Genomic DNA, 21,794 nt, shown 5'->3' with positions numbered 1-21,794 from the left:
CGGCGATTTGGTCTGAGATTGAATTTGATTGCTGGTATCTACAATTACGAACTTCGTTACCGACAAAAGGATATATCTTGATTACTTTTGCAAGAGATCTACTTAGGGTGCGGAATGTGGGTTCTAAGCGTGTTGTGGTGAAATGGGTCTGGCAGCAAGGGATTTTCTCAATTTTTTAGGAGCGTGTCAATCGTTATACTCCGGGAGGATGAGCAACTGTGACATAATTTGGGACTAGGTACGGTAAGAGTCGCTAGTGAACCCCGTTAGCCTTGGAGACTTCCATGCTAGACACCATTTCCACCCTATCCCCAAAACTAACAGCGATCGAAACCACGGGAAATCCTCTCCCGAAAGTTGCCACCTGTTCCTCTACCTGTCGTTACTGTCGGTTTTATAAGTTTCAGGGGAGAGGAAATGGCTATTGTCAACGCTTGGGAGTCCCTGTTCACAGTCATTGGCGTGCCTGTCCTTTGATTTGTCCACCTTTCGCCCCTTCTTGGGAAAGGTCGGAAAATGGGTAATTCTAAATAGTTATCTGGATTTTACAGCCTGTATCGAGCAATTTTTCCCCATCCCGCTCCCTGCGAGGATGGGGTTTTAATCGAAACCGATGCTTTCCACTCCACCGCTATCGGGACTGGTGGCGACAAAATAGAGAATTCCCGACCCGAGACAAGCGATCGCTATACTAAAGCAAATAATCCAGACTTGAGCGGGTTCGTAGCTATTACTATCGATCGCCCGCCGGATGAGAAAATATCGGCGCGTGGCGATGACAACGGTTAATAATCCCACCATAGCGAAGACAAAACCCAACAACCAACCTAGTCCTAGAGATGACAAAGATGCTGTCCGTAAACGCAAAATGACTAGACCAAAACCCATCAAAGCGATGGAAGCACGCATCCAAGACAGATAGGTACGTTCGTTGGCCGAATGATCTCGCCAGTAATCAGGGTTAAATTTCTGCTTTGTCTTTCGGGATTTAAACAGCATAGAGGAGTTCCTCGCAGTGAACTTCAATAAAATCAAGTATTCTTTCTTATGGTTTTAATAAATTGTTTTTATCATTTAGTTTTTCGCTTATCTTTAGCCAATTCAAGGGACTTAAGCAGATTATCATCCATAGGTGATCTTGCACCTGTCCAAAAACCATTAAAACCCCTCTAAATTTCGGCGGCTTTCTTCTTTGAGTTGGTGGCTCCAGGCATTGAACCGGCGAACACCGAATACCGTTGCGACTAGCGTACCGAGAAAAATCGCCAAACGTTCCCAAATCGAGAGAGAGTGATAGAGATAATTCGGCATCTGGAATTCGAGCGGTGCGGAGATGAGAGAGGACATACCTCTTCCTGGAGCATTGACGATAACTTTGGCTTGATGGATGGTGAGCCGATCGGCGGTTGGTTGTGGATAGCTGATCTCGTATTCTCGAAGCGCGGTCAGGAACTCTCGTAATCCTTGGCTCACTTCTTCAGCTGAACGCGGGAATCGGGCAATTCCGCCGGTCTCTTTAGCAATCGCTGTCAATCGAGATCGATCGACGATAAACTCGCGGATATCTTCTCCCCAAGGAAGCTGACAGTAGGTAAGGAGAGTATCCACCGTGAGAGGGCGGCCGCGTAACTCCTGGGCGCATTGGGCGCGGGCGCGGAGTCGGGTTAGGGATTCGCCGTATCCCATCGTGTGGACGGTGACGTGAGGGGAACGGGCCAGCAGAGCCAGAGTGGACTGAAAGCGTTGTTCTTCCTTGTTTCGATCGGGATCGGCATCGAATCCATCGGTAAATAGGATCACGCCGAGACGGGGAGGCAGACCCCAAGAATTTTGCTGAAAACGTTCGGAAGTGGTCAGAAAATTGACCGCTTCATCGAGGGGTTGATAGAGATTGGTGGAGGCGCAGACATCAATATTGGCTAACTGGGAAAGTCGAGTTTTGGTTGTTTTGTATGGATAGGCTTCTAGATACTTTTGAATCACTGTCTGATCGACCGGATAGCTATGGGCGCACCCTTCCCCAAAGGGAACTAGGGCAATTTCTACGGGAAGTTTTTTGGTTTTGATCGTGGTAATAAATTTTTGGATTCCCTCGATCGCTCCCTGGAGTTTGACTTGTTGGGATTCATCCCGATTATCCATACTGCCGCTCATATCTAGCAAAATCACTAAATAGGCGGGATCGGGTTTGACTTGATCGGGTGGGGTTATAGTAATTTTCGGGAGAGTTAGGGGAGTTAATCGATATTTAAATTCGGTTTGATTGGCCGCCGTGGTGAGGACGGTAAAGTTATTCGCTTGTAATCCGGGTACGAGCAGGTCACGATGGTCGCGAACTTGTACTTTTAAAGTCACTTGATCGTGGTCGGTAATGGCGCGGAGAATCTTGACGGAATTCGCTCGGACGGAAGCAGAATCGAAGAAAGTGAACGCGAGGATCGATAGGGGAAAAAGCAGAAGGTTTCTACCAGCTTTTTTAGTTGTCCGGATCGAGAAAGCGATCGCAAAAAATAAATCGGTAATAGCAGGTATTTGTTTTTTCATGGTAGAAAGTCAACATTTGATTGTGATATAAGGTTTCCGTGGCATTTTCCGATAACATTCTTCTTTGTATCTGTACTTTATTCTCGACGGGGGTGCTAAGTCTCCATTGTTTTCTCTCTAAACTGAGCTTGGCGGCTATTGCGGGTACATCGGGTAAAAATATATCGGAATCTTCCGCAGAACCAATCTGTAAAGATTGGGAAGTATCGCGAGGAAGTTGGATAGATAATCCTTCTTCAATTTGGGTTTGCTCGAAATTGACAATTCTTAAAGAGCGATCGTTAATTTTGGGATAGTTTCCCGATTGGTTATCTTTTCGGGCGCGTCCGAATCCTCTACCGGCTCTCAGTGCGACTTGATAGGTGGGGGTTGTGGAAATGGCGAGCGCCATCCCTAAACCAGCGCCGAAAAGGGTGAATCCTAAAAGATCTTCATAACCGCCAAGGGGGATTATTGTTCGGAGAAATTCAATCGCTAGGGCGGCAATTAAACCGGCAAGTAATCCGAAAAGGGCAGATTTTATCGGTCGCTCAAAGGTGTTACTTTTCGCGCCCTCGGTACTCAGCGATCGCCAAGATAATCCCTCGGCTACACCGGCCCCTAAACCGATTAAACTCCAGCCCACTATGCGAACACTTGCCGGGGGGAATTTTCCCTGGTAAATAATCACAGTTAGCACTGCGGCGATCGCTCCAGCGATTAAACCAGTTTTTAGGGCGATTTTGAGATAACTATTGCGGATTCTTCGATTCGCTTTATAGTGAATCGGATTACTCAGATAAATGGTCGTTAGGACAAGGGTAACACTTAAACAGATAGTGACGATCGGGAAGAGAATAAACTCGACGTAAAAAGGGAAAGTGCTTCCAGTAATTGTCTTCGATGCGAATTTAAAGAGGTCTAAGATCACTAAGCTCAAGTTCCAGCCGATCAGCGCTGAAATAATGCCCCCCAACAGATAAAAAACAAGTCTCATTTTTTCAATACTCCCTTCCTGATCCAGTTAAACGTTTAGAGACAAAGTATTCCTAGTATTGACTAGAAAGGTTTCCGCCATAGTCTAATGCTGCTAGTGCGTTCGTAGTTGGGGAATTTTCGGTTTGATCGTTGGGTTGCCCTAGCCTCCCCTCAGATTTCTAAATAATAGCATAAGATCCTGTGTCAGGTTCGCCCAAGCTAGGCCGATCAGTCCAGATGAGCGGTGGCTTTTTTGAAGATCGATGAGATGGATTTCGGCTTGGGTGTATATATCTGCGGGAACTTCTCCTTGGCTTACTTGATAAAACAGAGCCGCTAGGCTATAGGCGCGCACTTCGGCGAATAGTCGTGCGAGAAATTCGTATCGTTTTTTAGTAGCATCGGGTAATTTTTTTTGTTGATAGTTTTGTAAAATTTTGTTAAAAAAATGATTGTCTAGTTGACAATATTCTGGATAGTGGATTTGTATGAGTAGTGATTCAGTATAATATTTTGCGGAGTCATAAAAATAATCTGACCAGAAGCTTTTGGAGCGAATTAATAACCATTGTTTTTCCTTGGGTAGATCGGGAATTTTGCTATTTTTGTATTGCTCCGTTATTAATAGATCATCGATGAGAGCGTATAGTCGCTGTTCGAGGTGGGGATTTTGGTCGAGCGCTTGTTGTTGCATCTCGATGCCCGCGCGCCCAAACTGTTTATTTCCTCTTCGTTTCCGTAGCCAGTCTAGCCAGTTAGCGATTTCTGGAAATGGTTTTAAAATAGCCAGTAATGCTCGATATCTAGCCGCCGTGATATTATGATTTTTAAGCGCAGTTTTATCAACAATAATTTCCCAGTTCCAATGGTCACTGTCAAGACTATATAAATAACTAGAGAGGGCTTGTAAGTTTCGTTCTAGATCTTTATTTTTCGCTAGATTTAGTAAACATCGTTTGACTTGGATATCACTGGATATATATTCGGAAACCGTCGAGAAGGATTCGGGAACTCGATCGAACCGAATAATTAATTGTTCTCGCTCGCTATCCTGGGTGTAAACCAGAGAGAATTGTTCGGGAATCTCTAATTGAGACACTCGAAAAGCCCAATTTAGGGGACTAGAATCGTTTGCTTGTAGAGAAAGGGCTAGAGCATGAAATTCTCGACAATCCTCAAAAGTTATATTGTCTAAATATAATGGAGATCGAGAGTATTTTTTTTCTTGTTCTATTTTTTTGATAGAAATATTCACCGAATCGGTTGAATATTTTTTAAAAAAATCATGGCGATTTAGCCAAGAACTAGAAGCTTTTGGGGGTGTTTTGGGAGATGAAGAGGAGGGTTGTAGTTGAAAGGTGGGAGAACCTTGAGTGATCCACCATTCTAGCAGCGTTCCGATTCCGTCTATTTCGCCATCTTGCGAGGGTTTTTCTAACCAGAAATAGCGGTAGCCGATTAGAGGGCGATCGCTGTCATCTCTTAAGGCTGTCGCCACCGCTAATAGGGCATATTTGCCGATTTCTCTAGAGATTAGGGCGATAGTTTGGGGAGGATAACTATCATTAATTCGACAGGCATGATTATGGACGGCATTCGCAATTTCCGGGGGTACTTCCTGATTTTCTCCGCCGATTTCTCGATCAAATCCTGTACTCACATAGCACTCATGTCTTTTAGACCATTTTGGCTCTAGAAGTTTTCGAGAGAATTGATAAATTTCGCATCGATTCCACATCATTAAGCGTCTATTTATCGGGTTTGAATATTTGATCTAGGCAGGCAGAATAGGCGGTATTTGTCTGAGTTTTGCACTGCTGAAAGGCTTTGTATCGAGGGAGAGCGATCGAGTAATTTTCGCTCTCTTTTAGGATTCTTTCTAGGGTATTGATCGCTGTTTTTATCTGCCGATCTTGAATCATGGGAGCGAGAATCGACCAAGTGTTTTTATCTAAATCCCCTCCTGCTGGCTGAATCTGGTATTGTGTTTTGAACTTAGCGATCGCATCCGATACTTTCTGATCCCAAATCGGAGTGATTTCCCCCTCATACAATTGTAGCGAGTGGAGAAGACTTTTCCCTAGGGCAATTTCTGGGGCGTTGAGAGGAGGATTGGCTGTCACTTGGTTAGCGGTGTAAGTTTTATTTAATTCTACCGGAACTGCTGGTGTCAGTTGTTGAAGGAAGCGATATAAAGGATCTTTGATAATACTTGATCTTTCTCTTAGCCATGCTTCGCGTTGAGTGCTGGTTTTACACTGGGAAGCGTTGAAATCGGGCATCTTTTCCCGTAACTTCTTTAGGTTGTCTAGATTTTTCGCTTGCAGATCTTGTCGGCGATCGCCCGATTCTAGGAGATTAAAATATAAGTATAGTTCCCGAACGGGATCGGAGGGAATAATGACCGATTGATTTGCGGAAATCTTCGGAGAAAATACCCGTCCGATCGATTGAACTCCCCACAGGACTCCCACCCCCAACACCGTCCCGACTGCCACACTCAACCCTAGACATTGCCAAGGATATTTTTGCCAAAGAATTAGGGCGATTTTCTTGAGAGAATTGGGACTTTTCTCGGAGGATTGTGGAGGAATGGCGGGGGGTCTTTCTAGGGGAATAATTTCGGGGAGGTTCGTGCAGTTTTCCCAAATTTTATCGGGAACTTTACCCGTAGCGAGTTTATAGAAAAAAGCGGCGATCGGATAGGATTTATTCTTTTCTAGAATCCCTGCGATGCTCTCGTAGGACGAGGGATTTTCGGTGGTTTGTCCTTGCTCACGCTGTTTTAAGTCTTCGAGAATTTTCTCGATAAACTTATCCCTTTCTTGAGGGGGTAATTGTTCTTTTTTGAGATAGGCTCGATCGAGCTTTCTAAACAGATCGTTGGTGTAGATTTCTAGAGATTCTTTCCAGAGTGGGGAGTAGTCGATAAGTAGCCATTGAATTACTTCTTCTGATTTGGGGGAGAGGTTCGATCGCAGTAGGAGAAATAACCGAGCGATGAGTTGATGGAGTCTTGTTTTATTCTTGTCTAATATGACCGAATTTCTAGAATACAATTGTATCAACTGATGCTGTCGATCGAGTGCTTCTTTCGCTTCTTGAGTAACGGGTAATTCGGATGGCTGGAAATGAGTCAATAAGGCTGAGGGAAGAAAGCGAGAGAAATCCAGCAATTTTTGAGGTGCGGGAGATACTGGCGCTTGTAGGCTATTGAGCCAATCGGAGACGGTAATCGTTAAGTCAGTATGCTGTAAATTGGGATTTAATAGTAGAATCAATGATTTATAAATCTTTTCTTGTTGGGTGTGCTGTCGTTGCTCCAGCCAGGTGCTATCGATCAGCGTTGCCCAATCCCATCGAGTGCTATCGGTTTTTTCTAGTTCTTGAACTAAGATATTTAGGTTTTGATCAATTTCTTTGCCTTCTGAGAGTTCTTTTAATGCTCTTTTTAAACTTTGAATTGATTGAACCTGTACAGGGGAAGTATCTAGTATATCTTGCCCAGTTTTATGGGGAGTTAATGCGGTTGGGATTTTGTTGGCATCGGAATTGATCTGACAGTATTCTTGAGTAGTGCAAGCGATTAGGGTAAATTGATTAGGACTTTCTAAAACAGTGACCTTCCACGCCCAAGCGATCGGGCGATTATATTTTTGTTTGAGATATCGAGAAAAAAAATGCAAATGCCAATAACTAGGAATAAAGCTATTGCTAGGAGTAAAAATATGAGGAGTTTGTTGTACTTCTAAAGCAAGTTGCTCAAATTGACGAACTTTATCGAAATCATGAGGACTGTGAAGAATCGCTGAATAATATCCCTGTCCACGATTCTGTTGCTGAATATGTCTGATCTCTGAATAAAGCTTTAGCTCGAAACGGGGGGAATTTCGCTCGACCCACCATTCTAACAATGTTCCCACGGCATCTATTTCTCCATCTAGGGGCTTTTCTAGCCAGAAATAACGATAGCCTACCAGAGGTCGATCGCTATCATCTTTTAGGGGAGAGGCTACCGCTAAAACTGCGTATCTATCGATTTCTCGTGCGATGAGGGCAATCTTTCCTTCTGCCGGCGGATAACTATCATTAATCCGAAACCAGTGGTTATGGACTGCATTTTGAATGGGGGTGGGAGGATTCTCATGGGTTCTTAAACCGATTTCTTTGTCGAATCCGCTAGAAACCCACCGATCGCCCTGTCTTTTCGGTTCTAACAATTTCCGAGAAAATTCCTTGATCAAAATGGAATCGCTCATAGTTTTTCTAATCCTCTATGTCTCTGAGTTGGGGATGATCGGTACCCGTGTGTAACCAGTAAATTGGTGCCATTAATCCCAAGGGTCTCCACACTTTTGGGTTATCGATCACTCCAGAAGTCACACCACCTTCGCGGCTAGTAACTTGAACGTTGGCGAGGGGAGAGTCGGGAGAAGCACCTGGCTTCATGCCAAATGCCGAACAAAAAAAATACTTAACAGGACAGGGCCACTCTTTGCCCCAATTTTCTAGTAATTGATAGGTTTTATTAAATTTTAGCCTCATAAATCTGGGGATATCCTGTCGGTGGATTCGCATTTTAGATTGTTCGGCTTTGGTAAAGGCTAAGGCGATCCGATACTGGGAGAGGTTTTGATTTTTTTTTTCTAGTCGCCACTTTAATTGTTGTTTCAAGGTGGCCAATCCCTGGGCGTACTTTTGATCTTCTGTGAAGAAAGTACCATCGAGTAGGATGAGTAATCCTAGGGCAGAGGCACATTCTTCTAGATACTCTTCGATGTGGGAAGTTTTGCCTTGGGATAGTTTTTCAAATAATTCCCCAGCAAAGTCTTTACAAATTATATCGATCGCTTGTCCCCCTTGCCAAGTGGGCTTCATTTGAATCGAGAGGTTATAAGTGGGAATTTCGCTCGGATTGCTGGCTAGATAGGTAGCCATTAACATGGCATTATTTTCTAGGATATCTTTTGCCATAGCGATTAGTTTAGCCGTATCGTCGTCGCGGGGAATAACTTTCTCGATCGGACTATCGGGTTTCGCGTTCGGCCAGTAGGCCAACGCAGATAGATAGGTGGTTTTACCCGATCGCCTCGGTCCGATGATCCGAAATTCGGTAGGCTGAGAATCGGTGGTTTCTGGGGGTTGTTGACGACTCCACATAATTATTCTTCGAGTCGAATGCCTGTCGCTAACCAGTATAGCGGAGGAATTAATCCGTAGGGATACCAGCGATCGGGTTCTCGTAAATAGGCGTTTTTTTCTTCTGGGGAACCGTCGTCGGGTAAGTAGCAGTTTGGCCGGGGATCAAAATCTCGATCGCGGCGACTTCCCAAAACCCCGAATGCAGAACAGGCAAAGAATTGTAATCGATCGGGGGTTAAAGTTTTGGTGAGATGTTTATAGGTTTCGGGCAATCGTACCTCGAATAAATCCTCGTCGGGATCGAGACGACAGGGCCAGAGTTCTCCCCTTTCACATTTAGCCATGACGACGGCGATCCGGAGTTTTTCAATTTCTGGGTTGCGAATTTCCCGCTCGCGAATTTCCTCACATAGTTTGGTAAACGCCGGGAGATATAGCGATGTGTCGCGTTCGGGTTCCCAATCGGTCATCATCACCATCCAGCTTACGGTAGTGAATAGGTCATCAACCCAAGGGGTGATTTTTTTCCATTGATGAGGGATGGGAATATGTTCAAAAAATTCCCCTGGGAAATCTTTGGCAAGGAGTTCTAGTTCGATGCTCGATCGCTTTTTCCCCGGCGGGATTTTGATGAGAAAGTCATAGTCCTTGAGGTTATGAAGTTGATCAGCATCGAAGGCATCTCCCGCTATCTTTCCTTGATTTTTGAGCGTATCGAGCGCGCGTTTCCGTAGGGCCGTGGCTTCATCATTGCGAGGAATCACCTCTAAGTTGGGATATTTTTTTAGTAAACCCGATGGAAGAACGGCTAGGGTGGCAAGATAGGTGGTTTTTCCCGAACTTCTCGCCCCGATCACGCGAATTTCTGTAGAGGCTTTAGGCATTGGCGAAATAAGCTCCTAAATAGACCCAGGGTAATTCTAGTAGAGTGGGATGGTGAATGCTGGTGACGAAAAATTTTGGATTGAGGTAGGGAGGTTGGGAGTTATGTTCGCGGATTATATCATCGGCTAGGGAAAAATAGGTCTCTCGGATATGATCGTCGTGTTTCCCCCAGAGAAAGGAAGCGTTGGTGTTGTATTGCCAGGTGTTTTTTTCCTCCTCTAGGTTGTGAAATAGATCGGCTTTATGGATAGAGATTAAAATATGTTGTACGCTGGGACAGTGCGATCGCAAGAGGGTGAGACGTTCCTTGAGTTGTTTTTTCCAGGTCTCCGGGTCGAGAATTTCCTCAAATTCGGGAGTATCTTCTATTTCTTGAGTTCGAATTCGATATCGATAGGGAGGCAGCAGGAGTAAAACCGCTTGACTTTGACCGAGAGTGTGTACCAGATCTTGATATTTTTCTGGGTTGCTTTGTTGCCACGCGGGTTTAGACCAGGCTTCCCCAGGGGTATCAATCCACTGAACTCTCACCTCTCTTTCCAAACCGGAAGGAAGGTTAATTCTCAGCAGGAGAGGTTCTTCTTCTTTTTGAGAAGTTCCCGCTAGTTTTTCAATGCTATCATTGGACAGTGTAGCGATTTTACCTCCAGGGCCAGAAGGGATCACTTTAACATTTTCGGTTCCTTTCGATAGGGTAATGACCATACTGGTCTTACCAACACTTTTATTGCCAATAATGATTACGTTCATGGGGAAATTTTTCGTTGTTGATTGCTAAATAGTCAGATGAGCTAAAACCGTAAAACTCCTCGCTGTTGTAACTGCCAAGCTTGCCCACCCGCTAGGGGATAGACTACCGCAGGACGGATGACGGTATAGCTATCGGAATAATTCGGATCGTAGTTCTGGCACTCGAATAAATGTTCAACACTTTTATAGTTATTCTGGTTGATTTTAAAATTTTGGCTAGGTACCAAACAATGATAGTTACCGTTGAGGTACACCTCATAGTAACCCCGGCGCTTATTTTTTAGTACAATTGGATCGGTCCCTCCCATCTCGCGATTCGCTAGGCTTCCTTCTGTAGGAGATACTTCGATCGGGGAGTGGGAAGAGCTAGATACTGAAGGTGCTGTACTCTGGTAAGTCTGGCTCGCAGGTGGTTCAGAAGGTTTCAAAGTAGTTATACCAGTTGGTTCTTTTTGTTCCTGAACTTTCGTATCTTTGGTTTTCAGATTGTGTTTTTCTAATTCTAAATCAGCAATTCTATCATTAATTATACGGTTTTCTTGTCTAATTGTTCGCTCGACATCTTTAAACTTTCCAGGGAATTTTTTATCAATCTCTTGATAAGTTTGATCGTAAGCTTTGTCATAAAGTTGAGTTTCATTTGTACTCAAACTTAGAGAATTAACTTGAGAACCAGATGATGGGTTAGAAACCATTTTTCGATTGGCACGTTCGTTCGCTCGAATATTGGTTTCTAAATCTTCTAACTTAACTTGAATTTCGTCTAAGTTATCAAAGGCTTCGTCTAAGTTATCAAAGGCATTGTTTAGATATTCTTCTAAGGTATTTAGCTTGTGACTTTGTTCGATAAACTCATCTCTGGTGACTAAATCAGCGCGGATCTTTTGTAATGTATCGTAGGCTAATTCGGCTAGTTGAGCGTTTAATCGTTGATTTCTCCTTTTGCTCTCCTCTAACTCGGACTGAAGACGATCGATCTCCTGTTGCGCTTGCTTTTGTTGCGATCGCAATTCGTCTGCGGGATAGTTAGGATCAAAGTTGATTACTCCTTTTTTCTCTAGTCTCCACTCTGTCCCGTTTGGCATTCCCGACACCTGAGCGGCCTCTAGTAATACAAAATCCCCGTGTTCAGAAAGTTCGTATCCTTGACAGTCGAATAGAGATTTAACGGTGGCTAGATTAAATTGATTGATGCGTAGGCCGCTTTGGGGCAGTAGCCAGTAATTAGCCTCGACTAGGACTATCCAATAGTTCCCGTTTTTCTGTTCGGCTAGAGATGGCCTGTCCCTATTAGATTGAGAAGGATGAACCGCAACTTTGACCACTTTCGGGGCCAGAACTTTGGGTAGGAAATTATAAATATCCACGATTTCGGCGATCGCAAAATTTAGTTTCGTCATCTGGATAACTTCTCTCATCACTCCTCATCGTACTCTAGCGCACTAAAAACGTAAAACTCCTCGCTGTTGTAACTGCCAAGTTTGCCCACCCGCTAGGGGATAGACTACCGCAGGACGGATGACGGTATAGCTATCGGAATAATTCGGATCGTAGTTCTGGCACTCGAATAGATCCTCAACGCTTTTATAGTTATTCTGGTTGATTCTAAAATTCTGGCTAGGTACCAAACAATGATAGTTACCGTCGAGGTACACCTCATAGTAACCCCGGCGCTTATTTTCTAGTACAATTGGTTCGCTCCCTCCCATTCGACGATTCGCTAGGCTTTCTTCTGTAGGAGATACTTCGATCGGGGATGAGGAACGAGCATCTCGATAATAATTATCTCCTACTAGGGAGTGGGAAGAGCTAGATACTGAAGGTGCTGTACTCTGGTAAGTCTGGCTCGCGGGTGGTGCAGAAGGGTTCAAAGTGGTTATGCCAGTTGGTTCTTTTTGTTCCCGAACTTTTGTATCTTTGGTTTTCCGATTGTGTTTTTCTAATTCTAAATCGGCAATTCTATCATTAATTATACGGTTTTCTTGTGTAATTTTTCGCTCGATATCTTTTATCTCTTTAGAGAGTTTTTTGTAAATATCGTTGTAAACTCGTTCATAAATTTTATAATAAAGTTGAGTTTCATTTGTACTCAAATTTTGAGAAGCAACTGAAGCGGACGAGTTCTCTGGAGATTCCCCGTCTCCATCTCCTTTAGGGTTTGTTTCTTTACTCCAAAAATTGAATCTAGAAAAGCGCTTATTCGTAGGCTCATGTCTATTGGGTGATGGTTGTCCTATAGAAGAGCTTCTACTCGATCTTTTGCGGGATCTTAGCAAAGAAATTACGCTCGCTAATAATGCTAATATAGCAACGAGAAAAGTGGTATTAGAAGAGGTTTTTTCTTTTTCTAACTGTGCTATTCGATTAGATAATTTTTGTATTTCTGGATCGATGGGAGATTTTAATTGTTTAATATTATCTTCTAGTGACTTCTGTTTATCTTGGAGAAATTTTGTAATTTCCCCGACGGTAGTATCTCCAAAGTTACCATAATTATCTTGGGAGATATCTCTTCTTGTAAAAAAATCTAATTGTTTCTGAACATTTTCAATTGCATCTCTTGTCAATCCTGTCTTAAAAGGATTGATTACCTTTTGAGAGATTTCCTCTAAAGAGCTATCGATGTCACCCAAAATTTTCTCAATGGATGCTCTTTCTTCTTCTTTTAGCTTCGGTAGCTGATTTTTGCGATACTCTTTTATTTTTGTCTGTAAATTTTCTATCTTTGTACTAACCGCATCGCTCTTAATAATTTCCAGCTTTTTCTTGTCAGTAATCGTAATCGCTCCCTTGAGGGCATCGAGAAACTTTTGCTGTTCTTTTTTTAACTCATCGAAAGCTTTATCGATATCGCTCTGTAATTGAGGAGATTTCTCGACGGTTGCCGAGGAGGTTTGAGAGGTTTGCTCTTTTTGGGGATCAGTCCCCTTCCCGCATCCGACGAGGACAGTAGAAACGAGGAGCAGGGATAGAGCCAATTTAGCATAGCTGATTTTTTTCATAGGATTCACCGATTTTATATATCAGAATTGTAGGATGCCGCGTTCCTCTAACTGCCAGGTTTCCCCTCCGGGTAAAGCGGAAACTCTAGCGGGTTTGAGAAGTTCAAAGTTACCCTCTAGCTGAAGATTTTTACAGTCGAAAAAGTCTTCGATCGCTTTGTAGTTGTGTTGGTTCAGTCTGAGGTTGTTACTCGGTACTAAATATTCTGTGCCGTTTTCTTTGATGATCGAATAATTGCCGCGACGATTTTTCTCGAAGATTACCCGCGAGGAACTACCGATTCTTAGTTTTGTCAAGCTTTCTTCGGTGGCGGTGACGTTGATTGCCTGTTGGGAAAAAGCATCTCGATCGCGGTTATATCTTTTCGCTAGATTCGATTCTTCTAGGCTAATCGGGTTCTGAGTTTGTGGCGAAAGTTCTGGATAGGAAACGCTTGTTTCAGAAGGATATGAGGATTGGTTAGAAACCATTTTTCGATTGGCACGTTCGTTCACTCGAATATTGTTTTCTAAATCTCCTACTCTATTGCTAATTTTTTCAATTTCTTCTTGAGATCGAGAAAAGTTTTCTTGATTTTTTGTAGCTAACTGTTCTTGATTTTGCTCGATATTTTTAATATTACTATTGATTGATTCTAGTTGTTCTTTTAGAGTTCTATCTCGCTCTAAATGTATGGTTTGTAACTTTTCTTGTAAGGAGTTTTTCAAATCCATAAGCTCGGCTTGCAAAGGGTCGATCAAATCCCTTTTGATTTCATCCACTAAAGACTCTTCATCTTTTGTCTTGCGCTTGTTATATTTATCTTTAATACTACTTCTCTCTTCCCAAATACCTTTCGCCCAGATAATAATTTTTTGAGAGTCATTATTCAGAGGCCAGTTACATACCGTACAACTCTCTTGCCCTTCGTTATATATAGCATCACAAACTGGACAATTAGACATCATCGTTCTCCCTTAGACTTTTTGCTAAGGGGAGTAGAAAAGACCTCGCCGGTATTTTTCCTACTTCCCCTCTGGTTAGCCGTTATTTGCCAGCCCACTCCTTGCCTAAAACGCGGAGGAGTGCCTTTAATCCTAGGATAAAAGGTGGCTCGACGCGGATGTTTTCTGAATCTCCCCGAATGTGAACGAGATTCGTTCTCAGTTCTTTATGGACTTCACGCCAGAGACGATCTTTGTAACTAGACTCCAGTTCGCCATTTTTAAAAGCGGGCATGGGTTTAAGTCCCTGAATGTCGATCTCTTTCACTGCGGTGTTGAACTCGTTTAGAAAAGCGGGAACTTCCTGGAGTTGGGGCATATCGAAGCCGGTGATATTGCCTTCCAACTCCAGATAGTCTTTCCACGTAATTTTTTGACCGTTCACCTCGCAATCCTCCCCGGCGATTACCGGTTCCGGTTTTTTGCTGATAATTCCTCCTAGGGGAGTTCGGTCTAGTACCAGACCACAGGCGACTTCATCCTTGGGACGGGTGCTTAATCGGGTGATCTCGTTGGTGTCCGGGAAACCGGAGGCCTTACTCAGCATCCGACTGAAAAGTTCGTTAACTTCAGCGTGACGATCGAACCGTCCGCCAATCGCCAGCCAGTTCAACAGGCGCGAACCGTTGCCACCGATGTACACGGGGGTGATTTCCGGTCGGCTGTAGCGGTCTTTTTCGTAGAGAACCTGTAACAGAATCCCCACATAGTAGTATAGTCCCGCCGTACCGATCGCCATCAGTCGGAGTAAACCCTGGAATTGGGGATCTTCTTCGAGAAAGTCTCTTTTCTTGAGCCAGTTCTCGCTTTCGAGGCGGAGTAGGACATCTAGCTTGGCGTGGAAGTTTCCCTCTTTCAATCCCTGCCATTCGCTCGTGTTTACCCCAAACTTCTCGACGAGAAATCCGGGATTGAGTTCCAAGAATTGGGAGAACAGATGTCGCCCGGCTAATTGTACCGAGCATTGATGCACCAGTTGGAAGCGATCGGTGTCGGCCTCCCAGATGGAGATATCCGAGGTTCCTCCCCCCATGTCGATACAGGTGCTATTGACGAGGTTGTGACCCTCCTGATCGGCGAAATACTGGGCCGTTGCCACACTTTCCGTGCGGAAATAGGTGAGATTATCCTGTTGCGGGCAAATTTGGCTGATCCCGGTTTTTGCCTGCAACTCCTCGGTTAAATCCTGCCAGTTGCGTGCGTAGCGGATTCTATCGGCGCGGGAGAAAGCGGAAGGATAGGAGAGAGACCACTGGATTTGTTGGATGCCGTTTTTGGCTGCGAGGGCTGTGACATGAAGGGCTAAATGCTTGAGAAAAAGCCGATTGATGGTGATATTCGTCCATTTGAGATCGGTTTCGATCCAGCCCTCTTGGGGGTTAAATCTCGCGCGATCGGGAATATAGATCCGACCGTCGTAGATCGGGCGTTCTTTCGCTACGTTATTCGCCTTTCGGGTGGTTAACACGCTACTGAGGGGTAACGGTTTCTCTGGGGGAATGAAGTTTTCGGGAACGAAATACTCGAACAGGGTGGGCAGTCGAGTATCGGACAGTACCTCCGTCACTTTGAGATGCAGACTTTCTAAGGGAAGCGGTTCGGTTATTCCCCGGCGATTGACGTAGATATTGGTAAAAGATGTCCCAAAATCGACCCCCACTTTCCAGGAACCCTCCAGAGCGATCGATGCCGGCGTTTTCAGCAGGATTAGGCCGAGGAAGTTTTTCGATCGATCCCGACATTCGATACAGGAGGGATACTCCTCTAGTCGGGTGAGTTGATAGGAACCCTTGCCATCTTGGAAAATATGCGGTTCTTTGGCGCCGGGCAAATTCACCTGAAAAGTGCGATCAAGCGGATTCGAGGAACCGAGAAATTCCAGATCGTAGTAAAAGGCGTAATATTCCTTCCAACCCTGGGCCCGGAAGTTCGGCCAGATCTCTAAAACCGGAACTTGGGTCAGGGCGTTGTCTTCCTTGATGGGATAGTCTTTAAACACCCGATAATTCTGGGGATTTCTCTCGTCATTGTTCATGCCCGATAGGGGCAGGTCTAGGGATACCCGCAGAACTGGCCCCTCACTCCCGTTGAGCGTACTGAACTGGAGCTTCCGCAGTAACTCTTCGGGGGTAAAGTAGTCCAGGAGGATCGGGTTGAGGGGCAGGAGAGGGGTGATTTCCTGTCCTTTGAACACGATCGACGGAGTGTTATCCGGCAAAAACCCCCCTGGTAGGGCATCTTCCATATCGATAAAGTGAAATTCCGGGGTAAATAGATCCTTGGACTCGATCCACCGGATATCTTTCCAGAGGATTTTCCCAGTCTGTAAATCCTTGAGGATAGATGGAGAGGCGAGGGTTTGATCCTGATAGATCCAGATATCTTGGGGCGATCGATCCCACGAGCGAGCGATTTCTGGATCGATAATCAGGAGAGGGGGAACGAGGCCGCGCTTATTCTCGCTGGCCACGACCCGCACGCAGGATTCTTTCGGTTCGGCTTTGACGGGACGATTGAGGGCGTTTAAAAGGCCTCGATTGAGAGGAACGCCGAAAAATTGGGGATTATTACTTAAACTCAGCCGTTGTTCCGGTTGCCCCCCCAAGCTATTCTGAAATTCCGCTAACAGACCCCGCATGGTATTCTGGGCGATCGCGTCCCCAGTATAGCGATTTAACTCGTTATTGAGGTTCTCCAGCCAACGCCAGAGCAATGCTTTTTCACTGGCATTGAGATAACCTTGCGGCGCTTCCAAACAACGGGTCTGCCGATTCCACCAGGGCAGATTTTCCCACTTGCCGGCTTCGGAGGGAACGACGATCGTACTGGGGGAAGACATTCCCACCGATTTCCCATCCCATAAAAAGACGTAGACATCTTCCCACGGGTTTTTTGCCTCTAGAAGATAAAGGGCTTTACTGGGGGGATTGGGGCGCAGTTCGTAGAGGGCACGGGCGAAGGGATCTTGATGGCGGAGTTGGCCCAGTTCTAGCAGTTGTGCCGAGAGGGGAAAACGCCGCATTTCCGCAAGGGCCAAGGCCGCTAACATTCCTTGCCACTGGTCGAGCATCTGCCGATGGATGGGATAGGCCTTGTTGTGAAGAGCCATTTGCATCGACAGGGGACGGGCCCAGATGGTGGGGACGGAACTGACACTTTTTACCTGGCCGGGGGATTTGTAATCGAGACTGGAGGCCACATCGCCAAAGGTTTTAAAGTCTTGCGCGTCCCATTTTCCCGCTTGATCGGAGGGACGGACATCGCTATCGGATTTTAATTTCGGCAGTAATAAAAACATAGACTAAAGGCTATTGCTTACAAAAGGTGTATAGGGCTTTGGCTAATGCGGCGATCCCAGGCTCCGCGGAGTTGTCGGGTTTATAGCTCTGTAGGCTTTGCATCAGAGAGGTGATCGTGTCTCTCGATTTGGTTTTATTGTCGAGATGGCGATCGAGTACCAGTTCTGCTAACTGTTCTCGTCGGAGGGACTTTTCTGGATCACCCATCGCTTGGGTGTTAAAGAGTTGTATCTGTTCTCCCTCGATCTGGTGCAGGCGGTACAACCAAGTCAGATAATCCCGACACCAGGCGCTAATCGTCTTCAGTGCTTCCTGTTGTTGGGTGTCACCTAACCGCGTCATCCCGTCTGCCGAGCCTTTATGGGGAAAGAAAGGGCGCGACCAGGGTGTAAGTACCAGGCGATCATCTTTTCTTTTGAGGATGCCGTTGAGTTCGGGTTCAAACTCGGACAGCCAACTGTAGGCGAATCGAGTCCCGTTGACGAGCGCGGGTTGGATTTCCGCTCGATCCGGCAGATCGTCCCAAATCAGCCGACCGATTTGCTCCCGGCCTATTAAAACGACTTTTTCCCCTATTTCGGCGGTATGGAGGAAAAAATACCGCGCGGCGAGGGCGCTATAGAGTTCTAGGAAGTGGGGATCATTGCGCTGGCTATTTTTGCCGACGCTAAATTCCACTTTCGAGAAGTTTTCATTTCCCAGCAGAAAAACCGTATCGAAGGTCTCTCGCGCTTGGGTTACATAATAGCGTAGGGCGGCTTCGGTGTTCAGTAAAAATTGTTCGGAACGAGCGAAAATCCCGTCCGGATCTTCTCCAGGCGGCGGGGTGAACCCGAAATAGGGCAACAGGAACAGACAACCGATCTTGACTCGATCTTTGACCCCGATATTTTTCAGTTTATTGGCCAGTAAACGGGCGATCGTCGGTAGTCCAGAGGCTCCAGTTCCCCCAAACATCGACCCGCAGAGAAACACTTTCGGGGCTTTTCCTGCGCCTGTGTCTGCTTGTATTTGTTTGATCAGCGCTCCCCAGGGTTCTTGATCCAATCGTTCGAGATCCACTTGGCTCATCACCGCCGAACCGATCGCCGGACGACCGCGGAAACCCACGTCTAGCGAGACTTCCTGTTCGTCTTTCGTGTAGAGAACATCGAATAGATTACCGAGAGCGGGTTGATTTTGTTTGAGCGTGTTGTAGTTGAAAAAGGCTTTCAATTCTTTACTGGAATTAACCCCCCCAAAGGGCGACCAGAGATCGAAGGATTCGATCTTAGTTTTCATCCAGGGATGGAGTTGGCTATTATCTTGGTTCTCTTTGCCGACGATCAACTCCTGACATCGGCTGTAGATACTGAGCGCGTTTCTCGATCGCTCTAGATTCCCGTTGGTTTCGTCCGCATCGATAAAGAGAACTTTTAACGGTTGTTCGGTAAACAGTCCCACCGAGGCGAGTTTCGTGATTGCCTCGATACATTTCGCCCCCGTTCCCCCGATGCCGATCACATACATGGCCATACTGAATTGCCTCCTTTTTTTTCTTAAAATCGATCGATGATATCCCGCAGTTGATGGGATAGGGGTGGTGTGTAGATCAACAGGCCCGGGGTGCTACTGGCAGTCGGTAGCCAAAACAGGATGAGGATATCCAGTACAAAAAAGAGGGCGAGGAGTAAACGCAGTTCTTCGATCGGATTGAAAAACCCGATGGCGAGACCGATACTCAGAATAGGAACGATTCCGAGAAGCCACCACCACAAGCTCCAAGCTCTGAGTTCATCCGGTCGTCTAGCGGCCGATTTCGCCGTCATCACGCACCAGAGAATTGTGCAAGCGATCGACAATCCGAAAACCACCCCCGCCGCCACCATATACGCCCCACTCGCCCAACTCGCTAGGGCCGCTCCCGGATATTGAACGCTGGGCGACCAAATCGCTCCCGTTCTAAAGATAAAGGGTTGAATCAAGAACATAAGGATCGCGCCCACAACGATAATAGCGATCACACGAATTATTTCACCAGGTTTCATAGTTATCTCTATCTAATGGGATTATTTCGGTACATATTTACTACAGGTTTTAGCCACTTCTGACTCTGAGCGGCTAGGATTAGAATGGTAGTCATCGTGAACTGTGTCGCTAGATCGTGAATGAATTCCCAATAGAACTCTGTAGGAATGCTAGTTCTAAGTTTACCTTGCTGATTTCTGGACATCCGAAGACTTACGCACTTAACTCCATCATTTTCAAGACGCGAGCGCGTTCTTTCTAGTAAAAAACTTTTTCCAGTTTTTGGAGGACTTAAAACAAGACAATCATCTCCATGCGATAACCTATCATAGAGATCTCGATCTGCTGGCCGCTCTATATACATATCCGTTATCTTTCCCCTTCAACCAATCTATCTCGAAATTAACTGCACACCTATACTTGACATATTATAGTGCTATTATTACAACACGGGGGATTGTAAAAAAAGTTAACTCCTTCTCATCCTGCCAATTTCGTCGAATCCGTCCTAGTATAGGAGAGAAGGTAGCAGTAGTTCACGAGGAGATCGAATGGTGCGCGCTCGATGGTTAGTCATAACAATAGTCACTTGTTTAGGAATTGTATCTTGCAATACAGCAGAAAAGCCTTTTTCGTGCATACCTACCCCGATCGAACAGACGGATACTCGCTCAACCCCTCTAGGCATCTCGATTCAAGTGGATGGATCTAGCTCAATGTTGGGCTACGTTAGCGATGCTGGTAGCCTCTATGTGCAAACCCTAAAACTGCTCGACGAAACCCTATCTTTAGTCAGTAAAACTCCTGTTCAATACTATCGTTCGGGAAATGCGCTCACCCGTAGTGATTTTAGAAAAGCCCAACTTCCCACCTTTTATAATGGTACAGATTTTCCCGATGTTTCCGCTCCTATTCAAAATCTAATTGTCGAACCAGGGACAAAAAATTCCCTACAGGTTATCGTTACTGATCTCGATCAAGCATCGGGAGATGTGACACTTCTCACGAGAAAAATTCAAGAAACTTATTTAAACTCAAAGCATCCTGAATACGCCGTAGCGATTTGGGCGATTCAAAGCGAATTTGAAGGAACCGTCTATGTGCAAGAGCAAAACAGGATCAAAAAATTTCCCTTTCCCAACGAGAAATCTAGCAATAAATTTCGTCCATTTTATGTAGTTTTTATTGGTCGTCACAACGACATAACTCAATATTTTGCCAGCTTACAAGAACGCCAAGAGAACATTTTAGCCAATAGCAAAATTGCTATTTTTTCACCCAATCATCTTGTAAAGGAACCATTTTTGTTAGATCGAGAAATTGAAGAAAAACCCGCCGAAGAAAAAGCAGTTTTAGGAGAATGGAATCTATCATTAAATGGCTTTAGAGTTCAAGCTAAAGACCAGAATAATCAACTCTGGAAAATACCGCAAACTTCTACAGATGCGATTGAGATTTCCGATAGTGTTTCCCTTGATACGAGCGAGCATACGGTGGCGATCGATGTCCGTTCGATCGAACCCTTACAAAGCATCGAGGTTCCCAATAAATTCTCGAACACATTTCAAAACTCAAAAGAAGTTTTAAAAGATGATTCCAATTTACAAAAAGCGATCAAGATATCCAAATGGAATCTCGATTCCCCAGCAGGACAAGCTCCCCGAAAGCTAAATTTTGTCACCACGATCCACCCCGATAAGTTTCCCGAACCAGGAATTTACCTCTTCACGATCGATCTCGTCGCCAAGAATCTACAGGAACAACCTTGGTGGGAAGAGTGGAACTGGCAAATCGGCCGGGATAATCAACAAGATGGCTCGAAAACGAATAATTTACTCCCTTTTCTTCGAGGCCTAAAAACGATCACGGCCAACCTCATGGCCGAAAATCCCCCGAAAATCGGCCGATTCTGTTACGCGATCGAGAAAAATTAGGGTTTCATCACCAGGCCCTAGTAGTCGGTAAAGTTGAAATTGACGGATACAAGTGGGTTAATTTGCTTATTTTACTCCTCCCATTATCCATAATTATTGCTTTGACAGACCTCTAGGGCCGTAGAAGATGCCGTTCGTAAACGCAAAATGACCAGACCAAAACCCATCAAAGCGATCGAGGCACGCATCCAAGACAGATAGGTGCGTTCGTTGGCCGAATGATCTCGCCAGTAATCAGCGTTAAATTTCTGCTTTGTCTTTCGGGATTTAAACAGCATAGAGGAGTTCCT

Annotated in this window: 16 protein-coding genes and 1 pseudogene; 2 read left to right on the top strand and 15 right to left on the bottom strand. The window is 45.2% G+C overall.

What is annotated here, in order from left to right; all coding sequences use genetic code 11:
* Positions 1-284: 284 nt before the first annotated feature.
* Complete coding sequence (locus tag H6G40_RS16185) at positions 285-524, top strand: hypothetical protein (protein WP_069473833.1); 240 nt, start codon at positions 285-287, stop codon at positions 522-524.
* A 76-nt stretch (positions 525-600) separates the two neighbouring features.
* On the opposite strand, the gene H6G40_RS16180 is transcribed toward H6G40_RS16185, so the two are convergent.
* The 14 genes from H6G40_RS16180 to H6G40_RS16115 form a co-directional block, all read right to left on the bottom strand.
* Entirely contained in the window at positions 601-999 is a 399-nt protein-coding gene (locus tag H6G40_RS16180; protein WP_069473834.1) for a YidH family protein, read from the bottom strand.
* 159 nt (positions 1,000-1,158) lie between these two features.
* Entirely contained in the window at positions 1,159-2,544 is a 1,386-nt protein-coding gene (locus H6G40_RS16175; protein WP_242028778.1) for a VWA domain-containing protein, read from the bottom strand.
* On the bottom strand, positions 2,477-3,520 hold the full coding sequence (locus tag H6G40_RS16170; RefSeq protein WP_002734657.1) for a hypothetical protein: 1,044 nt from the start codon (positions 3,518-3,520) through the stop codon (positions 2,477-2,479). The genes H6G40_RS16175 and H6G40_RS16170 overlap by 68 nt, the downstream gene beginning before the upstream one ends.
* Before the next feature lie 141 nt (positions 3,521-3,661).
* Positions 3,662-5,239: a hypothetical protein gene (locus H6G40_RS16165; RefSeq protein WP_123231361.1), complete on the bottom strand. Its 1,578-nt coding sequence runs from the start codon at positions 5,237-5,239 to the stop codon at positions 3,662-3,664.
* Positions 5,240-5,249: 10 nt separating this feature from the next.
* On the bottom strand, positions 5,250-7,760 hold the full coding sequence (locus H6G40_RS16160) for a peptidoglycan-binding protein (protein ID WP_190537976.1): 2,511 nt from the start codon (positions 7,758-7,760) through the stop codon (positions 5,250-5,252).
* A gap of 7 nt (positions 7,761-7,767) precedes the next feature.
* Positions 7,768-8,661 (bottom strand): hypothetical protein, encoded by an 894-nt coding sequence (locus H6G40_RS16155; RefSeq protein ID WP_190537974.1) that lies wholly within the window; start codon positions 8,659-8,661, stop codon positions 7,768-7,770.
* A 2-nt stretch (positions 8,662-8,663) separates the two neighbouring features.
* On the bottom strand, positions 8,664-9,527 hold the full coding sequence (locus H6G40_RS16150; protein ID WP_190537972.1) for a hypothetical protein: 864 nt from the start codon (positions 9,525-9,527) through the stop codon (positions 8,664-8,666).
* Positions 9,520-10,278 (bottom strand): hypothetical protein, encoded by a 759-nt coding sequence (locus H6G40_RS16145; protein ID WP_190537970.1) that lies wholly within the window; start codon positions 10,276-10,278, stop codon positions 9,520-9,522. The genes H6G40_RS16150 and H6G40_RS16145 overlap by 8 nt, the downstream gene beginning before the upstream one ends.
* A gap of 41 nt (positions 10,279-10,319) precedes the next feature.
* On the bottom strand, positions 10,320-11,678 hold the full coding sequence (locus tag H6G40_RS23385) for a coiled-coil domain-containing protein (protein WP_242028777.1): 1,359 nt from the start codon (positions 11,676-11,678) through the stop codon (positions 10,320-10,322).
* 42 nt (positions 11,679-11,720) lie between these two features.
* Entirely contained in the window at positions 11,721-13,280 is a 1,560-nt protein-coding gene (locus tag H6G40_RS16135) for a hypothetical protein (RefSeq protein WP_190537968.1), read from the bottom strand.
* A gap of 21 nt (positions 13,281-13,301) precedes the next feature.
* Positions 13,302-14,225, bottom strand: a complete 924-nt coding sequence (locus H6G40_RS16130) for a hypothetical protein (RefSeq protein ID WP_002734779.1) — start codon at positions 14,223-14,225, stop codon at positions 13,302-13,304.
* An 82-nt stretch (positions 14,226-14,307) separates the two neighbouring features.
* Entirely contained in the window at positions 14,308-17,562 is a 3,255-nt protein-coding gene (locus tag H6G40_RS16125; protein WP_069473839.1) for a cell division protein FtsA, read from the bottom strand.
* A 10-nt stretch (positions 17,563-17,572) separates the two neighbouring features.
* The gene (locus H6G40_RS16120; RefSeq protein WP_069473840.1) at positions 17,573-19,078 is read right to left on the bottom strand and encodes an FtsZ/tubulin family protein; all 1,506 of its coding nucleotides are present in this window, start codon (positions 19,076-19,078) and stop codon (positions 17,573-17,575) included.
* Between the two features lie 23 nt (positions 19,079-19,101).
* Positions 19,102-19,590 (bottom strand): hypothetical protein, encoded by a 489-nt coding sequence (locus tag H6G40_RS16115; protein ID WP_069473841.1) that lies wholly within the window; start codon positions 19,588-19,590, stop codon positions 19,102-19,104.
* A gap of 531 nt (positions 19,591-20,121) precedes the next feature.
* On the opposite strand from H6G40_RS16115, the gene H6G40_RS16110 reads away from it, so the two are divergent.
* Positions 20,122-21,504: a hypothetical protein gene (locus H6G40_RS16110; RefSeq protein ID WP_190537966.1), complete on the top strand. Its 1,383-nt coding sequence runs from the start codon at positions 20,122-20,124 to the stop codon at positions 21,502-21,504.
* A 113-nt stretch (positions 21,505-21,617) separates the two neighbouring features.
* Here H6G40_RS16110 and H6G40_RS16105 read toward each other — a convergent pair.
* Positions 21,618-21,782, bottom strand: a pseudogene (locus tag H6G40_RS16105) (YidH family protein); the annotation flags it as partial.
* Between the last annotated feature and the right edge of the window lie 12 nt (positions 21,783-21,794).

The sequence above is a fragment of the Microcystis viridis FACHB-1342 genome, assembly GCF_014698335.1.
Classification (GTDB): Bacteria; Cyanobacteriota; Cyanobacteriia; order Cyanobacteriales; family Microcystaceae; genus Microcystis; species Microcystis ichthyoblabe_A.
The sequence above is the reverse complement of the archived record's forward strand: the minus strand, read 5'-3'. Positions and strand labels throughout refer to the sequence as shown.

What these genes read in the sequence shown, in the direction of transcription:
- H6G40_RS16150 (WP_190537972.1), bottom strand. Translation starts at nt 9,527, where the DNA reads ATGCCTAAAGCCTCTACAGAAATTCGCGTGATCGGGGCGAGAAGTTCG.
- H6G40_RS16135 (WP_190537968.1), bottom strand. Translation starts at nt 13,280, where the DNA reads ATGAAAAAAATCAGCTATGCTAAATTGGCTCTATCCCTGCTCCTCGTT.
- H6G40_RS16175 (WP_242028778.1), bottom strand. Translation starts at nt 2,544, where the DNA reads ATGAAAAAACAAATACCTGCTATTACCGATTTATTTTTTGCGATCGCT.
- H6G40_RS16110 (WP_190537966.1), top strand. Translation starts at nt 20,122, where the DNA reads ATGGTGCGCGCTCGATGGTTAGTCATAACAATAGTCACTTGTTTAGGA.
- H6G40_RS16170 (WP_002734657.1), bottom strand. Translation starts at nt 3,520, where the DNA reads ATGAGACTTGTTTTTTATCTGTTGGGGGGCATTATTTCAGCGCTGATC.
- H6G40_RS16165 (WP_123231361.1), bottom strand. Translation starts at nt 5,239, where the DNA reads ATGTGGAATCGATGCGAAATTTATCAATTCTCTCGAAAACTTCTAGAG.
- H6G40_RS16125 (WP_069473839.1), bottom strand. Translation starts at nt 17,562, where the DNA reads ATGTTTTTATTACTGCCGAAATTAAAATCCGATAGCGATGTCCGTCCC.
- H6G40_RS23385 (WP_242028777.1), bottom strand. Translation starts at nt 11,678, where the DNA reads ATGACGAAACTAAATTTTGCGATCGCCGAAATCGTGGATATTTATAAT.
- H6G40_RS16120 (WP_069473840.1), bottom strand. Translation starts at nt 19,078, where the DNA reads ATGGCCATGTATGTGATCGGCATCGGGGGAACGGGGGCGAAATGTATC.
- H6G40_RS16115 (WP_069473841.1), bottom strand. Translation starts at nt 19,590, where the DNA reads ATGAAACCTGGTGAAATAATTCGTGTGATCGCTATTATCGTTGTGGGC.
- H6G40_RS16145 (WP_190537970.1), bottom strand. Translation starts at nt 10,278, where the DNA reads ATGAACGTAATCATTATTGGCAATAAAAGTGTTGGTAAGACCAGTATG.
- H6G40_RS16155 (WP_190537974.1), bottom strand. Translation starts at nt 8,661, where the DNA reads ATGTGGAGTCGTCAACAACCCCCAGAAACCACCGATTCTCAGCCTACC.
- H6G40_RS16130 (WP_002734779.1), bottom strand. Translation starts at nt 14,225, where the DNA reads ATGTCTAATTGTCCAGTTTGTGATGCTATATATAACGAAGGGCAAGAG.
- H6G40_RS16185 (WP_069473833.1), top strand. Translation starts at nt 285, where the DNA reads ATGCTAGACACCATTTCCACCCTATCCCCAAAACTAACAGCGATCGAA.
- H6G40_RS16160 (WP_190537976.1), bottom strand. Translation starts at nt 7,760, where the DNA reads ATGAGCGATTCCATTTTGATCAAGGAATTTTCTCGGAAATTGTTAGAA.
- H6G40_RS16180 (WP_069473834.1), bottom strand. Translation starts at nt 999, where the DNA reads ATGCTGTTTAAATCCCGAAAGACAAAGCAGAAATTTAACCCTGATTAC.